Here is a 15,671-nt window from a genome sequence, read left to right as displayed (position 1 = left end):
TCGCCGTTATTCATCAATTAAAAATTATGGTGTAAATAAATATACGCTTATCATGGCAAATAAGGATTATGAATATCATTTTAAAAAAAATCAGATTTTTCAACGAATGGCAAGTGATAAAAACATCGGTGGTTTTATTGGTTTAGATATTATTGATTCAAAAGGGAAAATTACTTTTTATGATAAAACGGCATTAACAAAACGATTAAACAAATCGACCATCAAACGAAATATCAAGTCATATATTCAGCAAGAAAAAATCCCACTTTATGATGAACACAACTATAACGCACCAACAAATATGTATTTAGTCCGAAATGATTTAGTCAAAATTCTAGATGTATATTGGGATGAAGAAAGGTCAACGCAAGAAATTAATCTTGGTATCTGGTTTAAGGTGAGTTATAAAAGTAAAGACCAAGGTGAAATAGTTAAATGGATAGAGGGTGTGGCTTTTACTGACAAGATACCTATATACTCAACAGAATAAATATTAGCATTTTCTACAGGGACATTTGACTGAGGAGTTTTAATATGCAAAAAATAGTATTATTAATATTCACGCTAATCATCAGTACTGTTTGCTATGCAAAGCAGCCTTGTTCACATAAAACATTTGTAGAAAATTATCACTTTAACCTTAATGCTCAATCTTATAAATTTACTTCTTACCATTGTGATGAAAATGAAAATGAATTTTTTTCAGAACCAGACATATTGGAAGTACATGGAAAAAATATCAATAAATCCCTTAAAAATGTAATTGGAATCAAAGGTATGATAGGCATTATACTTTCAAAATGGAATAATAAACCAACATTTTATTACGTGAGTACACCATCAGATTATACTCAAGCTTTTATACCAATAAACATTAAAAATAACAATTTAATGGTTGACTGTATCTATATTAATCAACAATTAAAAAATTATATGGTAACTAGCCATTCTTATTGTGGTGAACCACAAATTGTAGCCGATGGGTTTGGTGATGAAGGGTTTGAACATTTATTTCCAGACTTTTACTTAGACGGCGTGTTTTATTTTATATACTTTCCAGAAACGAATCTTTATTTATCTAATAAAGAGTTTGATGTGTTTATTGGCAAATTAGATGATATCAGTTTTTACCGTCGTTATTCATCAATCAAAAATTATGTTTCGAATAAATATACGGTTATCATGACGAATCAGGACAAAGAATACCGTTTTAAAGAGTCACAAATTTATCTACGGATGGCAAGTCGAGAAAGCGCTGAGAGTTTTATCGGATTGGACATTATCGATTCAAAAGGGAAGATTACTTTTTATGATAAAACGGCATTAGCGAAACGATTAAACAAATCGACCATCAAACGAAATATCAAGTCATATATTCAGCATGAAAAAGTACCACTTTATGATGAGCCTAATGATAGCCATCCAACGGATATGTATTTGGTTCAAAATGATTTTGTTAAAATTGTGGATGTGATTTGGAATAAAGAGGAACTAAAAAGAAGTGAATATCCTGATATCTGGTTTAAGGTAAGTTATAAAAGTAAAGATCAAGGTGAAATGGTGAAATGGATTAATGGGAAAGCGTTTACCATCTGGTGATATTTATCCTAACTAATAATAACACTAAGATTTTTATGAAGGGTGACACGAATTGAAAAATTTTGTGTCATTGAGATTAAATTTATTCAGTAAATTGACTGAAGAGTTTTAATATGCAAAAAATAATCCTGTTAATATTCACGCTAATGATCAGTACTGTTTGCTATGCAAAGCAACCTTGTTCAAATAAAACCTCAGTAAGAAATTATCACTTTAACCTTAAAGCTCAATCTTATAAATTTACTTCTTACTATTGTGATGAGAAGGATAGTGAAGTTTTTATAAAACCCGGCATATTGGAAGTACATGGAAAAAATATCAATAAATCCCTTAAAAATGTAATTGGAATTAGAGGCATGGTATATATTAATTTTTTTAGATGGAATAATAAACCAGCATTTTATTATTCTAATACGGCTTCAGATGAAACTGAGGCCTATATGCCTATAATAATTAAAAATAACAATTTAATGGTTGACTGTATTTATATAAAGAAACAATTAAAAAATTATATGGTGACAAACCATTCTTATTGTGGTGAACCACAAATTGTAGCCGATGGGTTTGATGATGATGAAGGGTTTGAACATTTATTTCCAGACTTTTACTTAGACGGCGTGTTTTATTTTATATACCTTCCAGAAACGAATCTTTATTTATCTAATAAAGAGTTTGATGTTTTTATTGGCAAATTAGATGATATCAGTTTGTACCGTCGTTATTCATCAATCAAAAATTATGTTTCGAATAAATATACGGTTATCATGACGAATCAGGACAAAGAATACCGTTTTAAAGAGTCACAAATTTATCTACGGATGGCAAGTCGAGAAAGCGCTGAGAGTTTTATCGGTTTAGATATTATCGATTCAAAAGGGAAGATTACTTTTTATGATAAAACGGCATTAGCGAAACGATTAAACAAATCGACCATCAAAAAAAATATCAAGTCATATATTCAGCATGAAAAAGTACCACTTTATGATGAGCCTAATGATAGCCATCCAACGGATATGTATTTGGTTCAAAATGATTTTGTTAAAATTCTGGATGTGATTTGGAATAAAGAGGAACTAAAAAGAAGTGAATATCCTGATATCTGGTTTAAGGTAAGTTATAAAAGTAAAGAGCAAGGCGAAATAGTTAAATGGATTGAGGGTATGGCTTTTACTAGCATGTGGAATAAAAACGCAACACATTAAATATTAGCATTTTCGACTGGAGCTTTTATAATTTTTTTATAAATAAATCAGTACTATTTTTTTTATCTTCTAGCTTTAAAATTAAATTGTGATTTTTTATAGGTTCCCCCCTAAATGGAATGGAGTTATATAGGGGGATTTTATTTAAATTAAATTATACCTACAGTTATACCTTCTAAAGTAATCATAGTAAGAATTAGAATTACTTTTATTGTCATCATAACCATTTATTTTAACTAAATTTAATACAATCAATGGTATAATTTTTTAAATGGTAATTATCTATATCATTTTTATGTTAATTAAACGCCTTAGCTAACACTCCCTGTCCTTTATAACGATAATATTGGGCTTTATAAGCAATAAAAACTGATTCACCTTTAGTGATGGTTAATGATTCAGAACCTGTTTCAAGTGTAATATTTCCTGTAAGGCATAATAAAATTTGTGGACTAGTTACTTTTTCCTCTCTGAGATGATTATCACTTTGGATAATTTCAAACTTGAAATCATCTACCGGAATCGGAAAATCAATTTTATTTTGGTTAATAGTTGGTTTAGTAGTGAGTTGTTTCAATGGCACACTATTAAAATGAGTATTTTTAATTACTTCAGATATATCAATATGTTTTGACGTTAAACCTGCTCTTAACACATTATCCGAACAGGCCATAACCTCTAATCCTGTGCCTTGAAGATAAGCATGTGGTGTTTCTGCATATAAAAACATAGCTTGCCCAGGTTGCAGTTCAATAACATTTAAAATCAAAGGCATAAATAAACCAATATCATTGGGGTAATCTTTAGTCAAAGATTTAACTGTTAAATAAGGTTCATCAACAAAAGAATCAATATTATTTAATAATTCGTTGATTGCTTGCTGTTTCTGTTCAGTTGAAAGAGATAATAATGATTGGAAAAAGATTTTTAATTGCTCTGGATTTTGGTTGTGTTGCAATTGTTGTATTTCGTCATTAAGCGAAGTGACGTTAACTTGATTAAATAACGCTAAAATTTCATCAATCGGTCTAAAAGAGTTCATGGCTTTAAATGGTGTAATCGCATAAATAAGTTCAGGTTTATGATTAGGATCTTTATAATTGCGATTAGGTGAATTGATGTCTATACCTAATTGATTTTCTCGCTCAAAGCCTTGTATAGCTTTTTCTTTGGTTGGGTGAACTTGTATTGACAGTGCTTTATCGGCGGCTAAAATTTTGAATAGGTAGGGTAGTTCATGAAAGTTTTTAAATGTTTTTTCCCCTAATGTTTCTAATGGATTTTGGTTAATGAGTTCATCAAGTTTTATTTTTTGATTTTTTGTATTTAGTGCAATTGAACATCCCAAAGGATGAGTTCCCATCCACATCTCAGCCATAGGTTGTTTCATCGGATTGGGGATGCCAAATAACAACGTCAAGCTGTCAATGCTACCCCAATCATATGATTTAATACTATTTTCCAGTTTCCACATTGTCTGCTTCATAACTACATCCTTTTAATATTATTCGGTGATAACAATACGTTTTGATCTACACTGCAACCTTTACTATACTCCTGAGAAAAGTTGGTGCAAGTTTACCTCAAAATAATCAGTTAAATTCCTCAACCGTTTATATTTGGTTATTTTAAATTTCTTGGTGATATTGTGGATTAAAATGTATTGTTTTTAATATCAATACTCTTTTCAGTTTATTGATTTATATTAAGTTAATCATATTAATGTTTGGTTGGTTATAAATTGATTTTTTTACTGAAAAATAGCTGAAACTGTATTTTATGGGCGATTAAGTATATAATGCACGGCAAATTCATTAATCACTATGAAAAATAAATATTTATGAAATCTTCAATTATCAGTAAGTTAGAAACTTTACAAGAGCGTTATGAGGAAGTTCAAGCTCTATTATCTGACGCTTCAGTTATCGCTGATCAGAATCGTTTCCGTACACTTTCTAAAGAATATTCTCAATTATCTGGTGTGGTAAAGTGTTTTACTAGCTGGAAACAAACTCAAGAAGATATTGAAACTGCCAAAATGATGTTGGCAGATCCTGAAATGAACGAAATGGCGCAAGAAGAGCTTAATGAAGCCCTCAATCGTGTAGAAGAACAAGAAAAGCAGTTACAAGTTTTACTTTTACCTAAAGATCCTAATGATGAATACAACTGTTTTATTGAGGTAAGGGCAGGAACAGGTGGCGATGAAGCTGCAATTTTTGCTGGTGATTTGGCGAGGATGTATACTCGCTTTGCTGAATCACATAATTGGCGTGTTGAAATTATGAGTGCTAATGATGGCGAACATGGTGGCTATAAAGAGGTTATTATGTTGGTCAGTGGTGATGGGGTGTATGGTAATTTAAAATTTGAATCTGGTGGACACCGGGTTCAACGAGTACCAGAAACTGAATCACAAGGCCGCATTCATACTTCGGCTTGTACGGTGGCTATTTTACCAGAAGTACCAGAAGCTGAAATGCCCGAAATTAATCCTGCTGATTTAAAAATAGATACTTATCGCTCATCCGGCGCAGGCGGTCAACACGTTAATACTACTGATTCGGCAATTCGTATTACCCATTTACCCACAGGAATTGTGGTAGAGTGCCAAGACGAACGTTCACAACATAAAAATAAAGCTAAAGCAATGTCAGTTTTGGCCGCACGTATTCAAGATGCGGAAATGCGTAAACGTCAGCAAGAAGAAGCCTCAACTAGACGCAATTTATTAGGTTCAGGTGATCGTTCAGATAGAATTAGAACTTATAACTATCCGCAAGGACGAGTAACGGATCATCGCATTAATTTAACTATTTATCGTTTAGATGAAGTTATGGAAGGTAAATTGGAAATGTTAATCGATCCAATTATCCAAGAGTACCAAGCTGATCAATTAGCAGCATTGTCGGAACAAGATGAATGACTTATTTAGAATGGCTCAAAAGCGCATCTCAAGTATTAACCGATAGCGAAAGCCCTAAACGCGATGCTGAGATATTACTAAGTTTTGTGACTCATAAAACACGAACTTTTTTAATGGCGTTTAGCGAGACATTGTTAACAGATGAAGAGTTGATTGCTTTAGATGGCTATTTGAAACGACGTAAGGACGGTGAACCCATTGCTTATATCACCGGTGAAAAGGAGTTTTGGTCATTGAAGTTTAAGGTGTCAAATTCGACTTTAATTCCAAGACCTGATACTGAAAAATTAGTTGAATTAGGATTAGATTATTTACCTAAAGTTCCTTGCGAAGTATTAGATCTTGGAACAGGTACAGGTGCCATTGCGATAGCAATGGCAACGGAAAGACCAGATTGCTTATTTACTGCTGTTGAGAAGAATAAAGATGCGCTTATTTTAGCGCAAGAAAACGCCTCGCAAATTGCGGCGAATAATGTTTATTTTTTGCAAGGTGATTGGTATAAACCTATTAAAAGTCGCAAGTTTTCTATGATCACCAGTAATCCTCCTTATATTGAACCCACTGATATTCATTTATCACAAGGCGATGTTCGTTATGAGCCAAGAACAGCATTGGTCTCAGAAGATGAAGGACTAGCTGATATTAAAGTCATTGTACAAGGCGCAACTAAACATCTGAATCAATATGGGTGGTTATTGATTGAACATGGTTGGAAACAAGGAAGTGCGGTACAAACAATTTTTAAACAACATGGATTTCAATTAGTTGAAACCTTTACTGACTATAGTGGTAATGACAGAGTAACGCTGGGTCGCTGGTTTAAACCTTAACTAGGAAATATTTTTATGATGAAACAAAAAAAAGTGAAAGTCGGTGATATCACTGTTGCCAATGACTTACCATTCGTATTATTCGGTGGTATGAATGTACTTGAGTCACGCGATTTAGCCATGAAGATCTGCGAACATTATGTCACAGTAACAGAAAAGCTAAAAATCCCTTATATTTTTAAAGCGTCTTTTGATAAGGCCAATCGTTCATCCGTTCATTCTTATCGAGGACCGGGATTAGAAGAAGGCATGAAGATCTTTCAAGAGCTTAAACAGCAATTTGGCGTTAAAGTCATCACTGATGTGCATACTGAAGAGCAATGTCAGCCAGTAGCAGATGTCGTCGATGTTATTCAACTTCCTGCATTCTTGGCTCGTCAAACCGATCTTGTGATAGCAATGGCCAAAACGGGTGCAGTAATTAATGTTAAAAAACCACAATTTGTCAGCCCTGGTCAAATGGGCAATATTGTGGAAAAATTTGAAGAGGCGGGTAATGATAAAGTGATCCTTTGTGATCGTGGTAGTTGCTTTGGTTATGATAATTTAGTGGTTGATATGCTTGGTTTTAATATTATGAAAAAAGCCAGTAAGGGATCGCCAGTGATTTTTGATGTTACCCATGCCTTACAATGCCGAGATCCAATGGGAGCAGCATCAGGAGGCCGTCGTGGACAGGTTACTGAACTGGCTCGTTCAGGTATGGCTGTTGGTATAGCGGGATTGTTTTTAGAATCTCATCCTGATCCAAGCCATGCAAAATGCGATGGACCGTCAGCCTTACCTCTTGCTAAGCTTGAACCGTTTTTAAAACAGATGAAAGCGATTGATGAACTTGTAAAAAGTTTTGACGAAATAGATACCGAAAATTAATTGCGCTTTCAATAAGCGCTATTCTTAGATAACTGCGCATCATATTGAATTATTCTACATTCATAAAAAACAGAGAGATTTTGATACTCTCTGTTTTTTTATCATTTTTTAATACCTATCTGAAATAATTAAATATATCTTAATTTAAGATTAATTTCTTACCTTCTTAATTAAAGATTAATTTAAGTTTGAATAAGCATTTTTTAATATTACAAAATTACATAATTATTTTTTAGTATAAAAAAAGTAGCCATTTTTTTATTAAAACTAGTATAAAAAATTGCATTTTTGGTGATTCTGATCACGAATTTAGATCATTTAATTTGCTAACTAAAATATGTTTATGCATTATAAAAAAACATATTGAAGAGATTTTTTAACTCATTTATGTGTATTTAATTGAGATTTATCCATGTTTGATATGCCCCAAAAAGTAGTGTGACTTAAAAATTCTAAGATAAAAAATGATTTGATCTTTGACTCATTAAGACAAGTTAAATGTTGGCGAATTTATTTGTTAGTTAAACAGAATAATTTTAGGGAAATAATTATGAATTTTTTTAAAACACAAGTTATACCACGTCCAATTAATCTGATAACCAAGCTTGTTTTATCATTCTCCTTTTTAGCAACTGTAGCACCTGTTTACGCCTCTTATGAAAGTAACTTTATCAATGATGCATCATTAACCGGTAATGTATTCTTTTGGAATCGTGACCGAGAACGTAAAAATTTAGATACCCATAAATATGAAAGTAATATCAGGCAGTCAACATTTAATAGCAATCTCGATTTCCGTTCAGGATTTATTGCCGATATGTTTGCTATTGAACTTGGTGGATATGGTGCTTGGGAAGTGAGTGATGGTGGTAAAGGTCACCCAAATGAAATCGCTTTTAGTGGTGCAAGTAGCCCTTATGAAAGAAATTTAGAAAAAAATGGTAAAGATGTAAGTGGTCTTAGTCTATATAAAGCCCTTGTTAATTTCAAAATTGATGAGCTTTTTTGGATAAAAGCTGGCTATATCCAACCATCAGGCCAAACGTTACTGGCTCCACATTGGAGCTTATTACCGGGTACTTATCATGGTGTTGAGTTTGGCTCAACCTTAGATTTTGACAATGCCGGAGCATTATCTATGTCCTATATGTGGGCAGATAAATATAAAGCGCCTTGGTATAAACGCTTATATGAATTTCGCCAGTGGGGAAAAGGTAAAAAAATTGATTATTTACATTCAGCCGGTTTGAAGTATGACTTTAAAAATAATTTAGTGTTAGAAGGTGCTTTTGGGCAAGCTCATAACTATATGAATCAATTTTTTAGTAAAGCCTCTTACAAAATGGATGTTTTAGAGAACCCATTAACCATGAGTTACCAATTTTATGGTGCTAAAGATCAATCACATAAAGGTGATAATGTTTATGATGGTTTAGCTTGGTTGCAAGCAATGACGTTAGGTTATCAAGTTGGGCCGGTTGGTTTTCGCCTTGAAGGTGTGGCAATTAAAGCAGAAGGAAAACAAGGTTTCTTTTTACAACGTATGACCCCTGATTATGCTTCATCAAATGGTCGTTTAGATATTTGGTGGAATTCACGTTCAGATTTCAATGCTAATGGTGAAAAAGCCGCATTTGCTGAAGTTACTTATGATTTAGGTCATCTGTCTCACTATTTGGCAGGGTGGAAAACAGGTGCTTCTTATGCTTATGGTTGGGATGCTAAGCCAAATTCGTTGGCAGAAAATCAAAAATATCGATTGATTGAATCTGCTTATAATTTAGACTTAGGTTATACTGTTCAAAATAGTTGGGCTAAAGATACCTCTTTCCAGTTACATTACACCAAATATAACAATCACTCTAATAGTATAAAAAGTTGGGAAGGTGGGTATGGAAATATCTTCCAAGATGAAAGAGATATAAAATTTATTGTCACTCTTCCATTTACAGTTTTTAATGCTAAACAAAAATAGGTAAATATTATGCAAAAGTTTAAAAAAACAATACTGACAACAGCAGTGACTTCATTGTTGGGTTTTGGTGTAGCACAATCAGTAAATGCCAGTCAAGAAGTCGTTGATGAGATAAGTTCCCAATTACAAGTTAATTATAAAATCGTTGATAATAATGCCAATAATAATGGGGTTGACTGTGCTGCATTAGGTGCAGATTGGGCTTCGTGTAATAAAGTCACAATATCGTTTAAAAACAAAGGTTCTGCAATTAAAAGTAGGGATTGGGCAATTTATTTTGATAATATCAGAATGATCCTTAAGGTAAATAACGATCAGTTTAAAATTACGCATATTACTGGTGATCTGCATCGATTAGAACCGACAGAAAAATTTACTGGTTTTGAAGCAAATCAAACAACAACTATACCTATCGTAGGCGAATATTGGCAAATTAGCCAAAGCGATGTTATGCCAAGGTGGTATGTTACTTCTTCAGACGCAAAGGCAAAAGTGATTGCCAATACTGATACTGATTCCGATAATCTATCGGCATTTGTCTTGCCAATCGGTAATCAATGGAAGATTTCACTTTATGATCATAATATTTTAATGACGCCACAGAATCGATTTCAACATAATGCTGATATAACCATGATGGATGCGTCTTTATTACGAGGTCAAATTTTACCAACCCCTACCAAATTAACAGTGGGTAATGAAGATATTACGCTAGGTCAGCAGGGTGTTGATCTTGCTCTAAATGGTTTAGAAAACGAAAGTGTAGAGGTATTACAGAACCAATTTAAACAATTAAATATCCCAGTTGGCACTGAAGGCTTTAAAATTGAAGGTAAAATAGATAAAGATAATTTCGATAATGGTGTTAATGGGGCATATAAACTGAATATCACTCAGCAAGGGGCAACAATTGTTGGTTATGATGAAAGTGGTGTATTTTATGGTGTACAATCAATTTTATCATTACTTTCTGCTAAAGAGCCACATAAGTTAGCCACTCTTACCGCCGAGGATCAACCGCGTTTTGAGTACCGAGGTATTATGCTTGATACCGGACGTAACTTCAAAACTAAACAAGCAGTAATGCAACTATTAGATACCATGTCAAAATATAAAATGAATAAATTTCATTTTCATTTAAGTGATGATGAAGGTTGGCGAATTGAGATCCCTGGACTTCCTGAATTAACTACTGTTGGTAGTCAACGTTGTCATGATTTAAATGAACAAAAATGCCTTTTACCTCAGTTAGGCTCTGGTCCTGATAGTAATACTAATGGTAGTGGTTATTTTACACGTAATGACTACATTGAAATTGTAAAATATGCTAAATCACGTTTTATCGAAGTTATTCCTGAAATTGATATGCCTGCGCATGCAAGGGCAGCAATTATGTCTATGGAGGCGCGTTATAATCGGTTAATAGCAGAAGGAAAAAGTGAAGAAGAAGCGAGTGAATATAGACTGGTTGATCCAACTGATACATCTAATACCACTTCGGTACAATTTTATAATCGACAAAGTTATTTAAATCCATGCTTAGATTCTTCCAAAAAATTTGCTAATAAAATTATTACTGAAATAGCCGAAATGCATAAAGAAGCAGGACAACCAATATCAACTTGGCATTTTGGTGGTGATGAGGCTAAAAATATCTATTTTGGTAATGGCTATCAAGATATCAATGCTTCACCTAAAGCAGAAGGTAAAGGTTTGATTGATCAGAGTGTTGAAGATCATCCTTGGGCAAAATCTCAAGCATGCCAAACCTTTATTAAAAAAGGTATTGTCGAAGATATTGAACATTTACCAAGCTATTTTGCCGTAGAAGTCAGTAAAATAATTGAAAACAGTGGTATTAACCGCATGCAGGCATGGCAAGATGGTGTTAAATTCGCACCAAGTGCAAAATCCTTTGCTACAAAAGATGTGACAGTTAATTTCTGGGATACTTTGTATTGGGGTGGTTATGATTCAGCTAGTGAATGGGCAAATAAGGGTTATAAAGTCATTATTTCTAATCCTGATTATATTTATTTAGATATGCCTTATGAAGTGAATCCGAATGAAAGTGGTTATTATTGGGCAGCTCGTTTTAACGATGAACGCAAAATTTTTAGTTTTGCACCAGATAATTTACCACAAAATGCCGAAACCTCGTTTGACCGCAATGGTGATGAGTTTGAGGCCACAGGGACTATGAATTGGCCGGGTGCTTATGGCTTATCTGCACAAATCTGGACTGAAGATATTCGTACCGATGAAAAAATGGCTTATATGGCTTTCCCTCGCTTGCTTAGTGTTGCAGAAAGAGCATGGCATAAAGCCGATTGGGAAACTGATTATAAGAAAGGCGTTAAATATAAACAAGGTGAGACTCACTATGTTGATCAGAAAAAATTGCTTGATGATTGGAATCGTTTCGCTAATTTAGTTGGTCAACGAGAACTCTCAAAATTGGATCTTGCTAAGATAGATTACCGTTTACCAATTCCGGGAGCCAAATTAGAAAAAGGGAAATTAATTGCTAATATAGCCTTCCCAGGTTTAACTATCGAATATTCGATTAATGGCGGTAAAAGTTGGAAACAATATAAGGATCCGGTAGCTATAAAAAATAGAGAAACCGTATCTATCCGTAGTGTTTCACCAAATCAAAAAAGAGCAAGTCGTGTTGAACAAGTAAAATAGTTTTTTTAATGTTACCACGCTTATTCATGATTAAATGTTTAAGCGTGGTGTATAAAAAATTAGATAGAAAGGCTGATTAATACCAATTAATGAATTGTTTCAGTTTCTTGATTTTCATCATAAAGTTCGTCACTACCGTCTTCATAATAAGTTCCCCAACCGTCGTAATTGACACCAAATTGCTCGGTAAGCGTTATAATTTGAGCAATTTGTGCATTTATCAATTCTGCATCAAGGGGAACTTCAGAAACAATATCAAAACCGATCACAACATTACCTGCGTCATCCACATCTTCATCGGGATCGGTTGCTTCATAACCCAATTTATAAGCTTCAACAGCTACTTTTTCAAGATTATCAAAATTCTCAGATGAAATATGATGTTCAATTAAATAAAGCGCATGTGGATCACTGCCATCATCTAACAGTTCTTCAATAATGGTTTGCGTATCTTGTTGAGCGAGGAGAATTTGATCTTTCATAATATACCTTTTAGTGGTCGTGCAAATTGTGTGGTATATTACACGTTTAAAAATAATTTTCGAGAAAAAAGTGATCGTTGATTTACATTCTCATACTACTGCCTCAGATGGTATCTTGACGCCGACCGATCTTGTTAAAAGGGCGGTTAGTAACCAAATTGATATTTTGGCTATTACTGATCATGACACGGTGAAAGGTTTATTTGAAGCTCAGCAAACTATTAATGAAGAGAATTTACCTCTTAAGTTAATTAATGGTGTTGAAATTTCAACAATTTGGAAAAATAATGAAATTCATGTTGTTGGTTTGAATATTGATATTGAGCATACTCAACTATTAACTCTTTTGTTGTCTCAAGAACAAGGGCGAATTAATCGAGCTATCGCTATTAGTAATAAATTAGCTAAATTACATATTGAAAACGCTTATGAACAAGCACAGCAATTTGCTAAGGGTGATATCGTTTCTCGATCCCACTTTGCTCGTTTTTTAGTTGCTAAAGGTTATGTAAAAGATATTAAGCAAGCTTTTAAAAAATATTTAGGTAAAAGTGGTTATGCCTATGTACCGTCACAATGCTGCTCAATTGTAGATGCCATTAACGCGATTCATGCTGCCGGTGGGCAAGCAGTATTAGCTCATCCAAGTCGCTATGATTTAACCTTAACTAAATTGAAATTATTGATTACTGAGTTTAAAGCTGCTGGTGGGGATGCAATTGAGGTATCGCAAAGCAGGCAAACCCAAGATGATTTACAGAAATTAGCCAAATTGGCAAATGAGTTTGAGTTACTTGCATCACAAGGTTCCGATTTTCATGATCTTGTTAATTATTTGGATTTAGGTAAAACAACACCCTTGCCAGGAAGTGTTACCCCTATTTGGCATAATTGGTTATTCAATTAATATGGACAAAAATTGCTTTAAGACACGTTCCATTGAGATTTATCTGTGGAATAAACTTCAACCCTGACAAAGTATGTTAAATATTGTATTGATATAGAAGAATATTATGAGCCAAACATTTTATATACACCCTGATAATCCTCAGACACGACTTTTAGACCAAGTTGTTAAGATACTGAATGACGGTGGCGTTATCGCTTTCCCAACAGATTCTGGCTATTCTCTTGGTTGCTTATTGGATAATAAATTTGGTGTTGATCGTATTTGTCAAATTCGACAGCTTGATAAGCACCATAATTTCACATTGATGTGTCGTGATTTGTCGGAGTTATCTTCTTATGCTTTTGTCGATAATACTACATTTCGTCTATTAAAAAATAATACACCGGGCAAATATGTGTTTATTTTACAAGCGAGTAAAGAGGTACCTCGTCGCTTAATGAATGAAAAACGCAAGACCATTGGATTACGTATCCCTGATAATAAAATAGATTTAGCTTTACTTGAGTTATTAGGACAACCATTAATGACAACTACTTTAATTTTGCCAGATGATGATGAAGCTCAAGCCGATCCCGATGAAATAGAGGATAAAATTGGTCATCAACTCGATGCGATTGTCCATGGGGGGTATATTGGTCAACAACCAACAACAGTTATTGATTTAACCAATGATTATCCTGATGTTATCCGTCAAGGGAGTGGTGATACTAAACCTTTCGAATAAGGAAAGTATCATTTATTAGAAAGATCTGAGTATTTTCTTTTTTAGGCTGCATTTTTTATGATGAGTATTAAGCGTGATTGATTAAGTTATTTCCGCTATTAACTAGTTGCAAAAACATAAGTGATGATGCGGAGTTTAACTTCTCTGTTTTTAAGATAGTTACCTAAAAAGTAAAAATTATATTCAATTGTTTGGGTAATTAAAGTTGAATTTACCTGTGATTTCAATAATTCAATTAATACTAAGTATCAATGCTTTAAGTTAATTTGGTTCACTGTCATATCGCAAGTAAAAGTAATAGTTGATTTATTCTATGTATGGGAAGTTTTATTGTATTATTAACCGCTTCAAAAGAGATATGGATATAGTTTAAAAGCGTAAAATTGATATAGATTTATTATCCAACATAAAATAAACCATTTTTAAATAATGATACCTGTGAAGGTAACGAGGAAAAAATGAAAAATTTAAATAACAACACCGAAAAATTGCAAAAAGTCTTAGCTAATCTAGGCAATGGTTCTCGTCGTGAGATTGAAGCGATGATTGTTGCAGGTAAAATTAGCGTCAATGGTAAAATTGCCATGCTAGGCGATCGTGTTGATGTAAATACTAATCCCAAAATCCGTATAAATGGTCATTTGGTAGAATTAAGAAGTAAAGAAAAAGAAGTTTGCCGTGTGCTTGCTTATTACAAACCCGAAGGTGAAATATGTTCACGTAATGATCCTCAAGGACGGGCAACTGTGTTTGAGCGTCTTCCTCGATTAAAAAACGCTCGCTGGGTGAATATCGGAAGACTAGATATTAATACCTCAGGATTATTGTTATTCACTACTGACGGCGAACTAGCTAATCGTTTAATGCATCCTCGACACGAAATTGAACGTGAATATGCGGTGCGTGTTTTTGGTAATATTACCGATCAACAGATTGCACAGTTACGCCAAGGGGTTCAATTAGAAGACGGTCCAGCCTCATTCAAATCTATTAAAGCACAAGGTGGAGACGGTCTTAATCAGTGGTTTAATGTAGTGATAACCGAAGGTCGCAATCGTGAGGTTCGTAGAATGTGGGAAGCTATCGAAGTGCAAGTTAGTCGATTATTGCGCATTCGTTATGGTAATATCACTTTACCAAAAGGATTATCCCGCGGAACTTGGATGGAACTGGGTATTGATTCAGTCAATTATTTACGCGAAACGGTAGGTCTTCCTAAAGAAGATAAAAGTTTCATTGCGCTATCATCTGATAAACGCATAACAAGACCTAAACGAGCCAAATTTAGTAATATATCTAAAACATCAAAACTACACAGATCTAAAAAACCAACCCGAAAGTAGATTTTTATACAATCAGTTCACCTCATTAATAAATATTAATTGGGGTGTTATCCCTTCATTTTAAACAATAAATGCTAGCTAAATTACTTTTTCTAATTAACTATTTATTTATT

At 33.6% G+C, this 15,671-nt stretch carries 13 protein-coding genes; 11 read left to right on the top strand and 2 right to left on the bottom strand.

The genetic code is table 11. From position 1 onward, the window contains the following. The 3 genes from A9G11_RS14400 to A9G11_RS14590 form a co-directional block, all read left to right on the top strand. Positions 1–490 (top strand): hypothetical protein (locus A9G11_RS14400; RefSeq protein WP_176701244.1); only part of this gene is annotated, 490 nt, incomplete at its 5' end. A gap of 44 nt (positions 491–534) precedes the next feature. Beyond that, complete coding sequence (locus A9G11_RS06725) at positions 535–1,599, top strand: hypothetical protein (RefSeq protein WP_065618731.1); 1,065 nt, start codon at positions 535–537, stop codon at positions 1,597–1,599. A gap of 113 nt (positions 1,600–1,712) precedes the next feature. Then, positions 1,713–2,801 (top strand): hypothetical protein, encoded by a 1,089-nt coding sequence (locus A9G11_RS14590; protein WP_218056078.1) that lies wholly within the window; start codon positions 1,713–1,715, stop codon positions 2,799–2,801. Positions 2,802–3,099: 298 nt separating this feature from the next. On the opposite strand, the gene manA is transcribed toward A9G11_RS14590, so the two are convergent. Then, positions 3,100–4,287 (bottom strand): mannose-6-phosphate isomerase, class I, encoded by a 1,188-nt coding sequence (gene manA / locus A9G11_RS06720; RefSeq protein WP_065618730.1) that lies wholly within the window; start codon positions 4,285–4,287, stop codon positions 3,100–3,102. Between the two features lie 354 nt (positions 4,288–4,641). Here manA and prfA point away from each other — a divergent pair, with 354 nt between their 5' ends. The 5 genes from prfA to A9G11_RS06695 all read left to right on the top strand — a co-directional run bounded on the left by prfA (position 4,642) and on the right by A9G11_RS06695 (position 12,099). Continuing rightward, positions 4,642–5,727, top strand: a complete 1,086-nt coding sequence (prfA, locus tag A9G11_RS06715; protein WP_065618729.1) for a peptide chain release factor 1 — start codon at positions 4,642–4,644, stop codon at positions 5,725–5,727. After that, positions 5,724–6,560, top strand: coding sequence for a peptide chain release factor N(5)-glutamine methyltransferase (gene prmC, locus A9G11_RS06710; protein WP_065618728.1), 837 nt, complete (start codon positions 5,724–5,726; stop codon positions 6,558–6,560). The genes prfA and prmC overlap by 4 nt, the downstream gene beginning before the upstream one ends. Positions 6,561–6,578: 18 nt before the next feature. After that, positions 6,579–7,433, top strand: coding sequence for a 3-deoxy-8-phosphooctulonate synthase (gene kdsA / locus A9G11_RS06705; RefSeq protein ID WP_065618733.1), 855 nt, complete (start codon positions 6,579–6,581; stop codon positions 7,431–7,433). Positions 7,434–7,983: 550 nt separating this feature from the next. After that, positions 7,984–9,408, top strand: a complete 1,425-nt coding sequence (locus A9G11_RS06700; protein WP_065618727.1) for an OprD family outer membrane porin — start codon at positions 7,984–7,986, stop codon at positions 9,406–9,408. Positions 9,409–9,417: 9 nt separating this feature from the next. Next, entirely contained in the window at positions 9,418–12,099 is a 2,682-nt protein-coding gene (locus A9G11_RS06695) for a beta-N-acetylhexosaminidase (protein WP_065618726.1), read from the top strand. An 86-nt stretch (positions 12,100–12,185) separates the two neighbouring features. On the opposite strand, the gene rraB is transcribed toward A9G11_RS06695, so the two are convergent. Next, the gene (rraB, locus tag A9G11_RS06690; protein ID WP_065618725.1) at positions 12,186–12,581 is read right to left on the bottom strand and encodes a ribonuclease E inhibitor RraB; all 396 of its coding nucleotides are present in this window, start codon (positions 12,579–12,581) and stop codon (positions 12,186–12,188) included. A 28-nt stretch (positions 12,582–12,609) separates the two neighbouring features. On the opposite strand from rraB, the gene rnm reads away from it, so the two are divergent. From rnm to rluB, 3 genes are all read left to right on the top strand, one after another. Further along, positions 12,610–13,488: an RNase RNM gene (gene rnm, locus A9G11_RS06685; RefSeq protein WP_218056076.1), complete on the top strand. Its 879-nt coding sequence runs from the start codon at positions 12,610–12,612 to the stop codon at positions 13,486–13,488. Positions 13,489–13,594: 106 nt separating this feature from the next. Continuing rightward, a complete protein-coding gene (locus A9G11_RS06680) occupies positions 13,595–14,215 on the top strand; it encodes an L-threonylcarbamoyladenylate synthase (protein ID WP_065618724.1) in 621 nt (206 codons plus the stop codon). A 458-nt stretch (positions 14,216–14,673) separates the two neighbouring features. Further along, a complete protein-coding gene (gene rluB / locus A9G11_RS06675; protein ID WP_065618723.1) occupies positions 14,674–15,558 on the top strand; it encodes a 23S rRNA pseudouridine(2605) synthase RluB in 885 nt (294 codons plus the stop codon). The last annotated feature ends 113 nt before the right edge of the window (positions 15,559–15,671 follow it).

This window comes from Gilliamella sp. wkB108, from assembly GCF_001690195.1.
In the GTDB taxonomy this organism is placed as follows: domain Bacteria; phylum Pseudomonadota; class Gammaproteobacteria; order Enterobacterales; family Orbaceae; genus Gilliamella; species Gilliamella apicola_L.
Note: the sequence above shows the minus strand (reverse complement) of the source record. Positions and strands in the feature narration are given on the sequence as shown.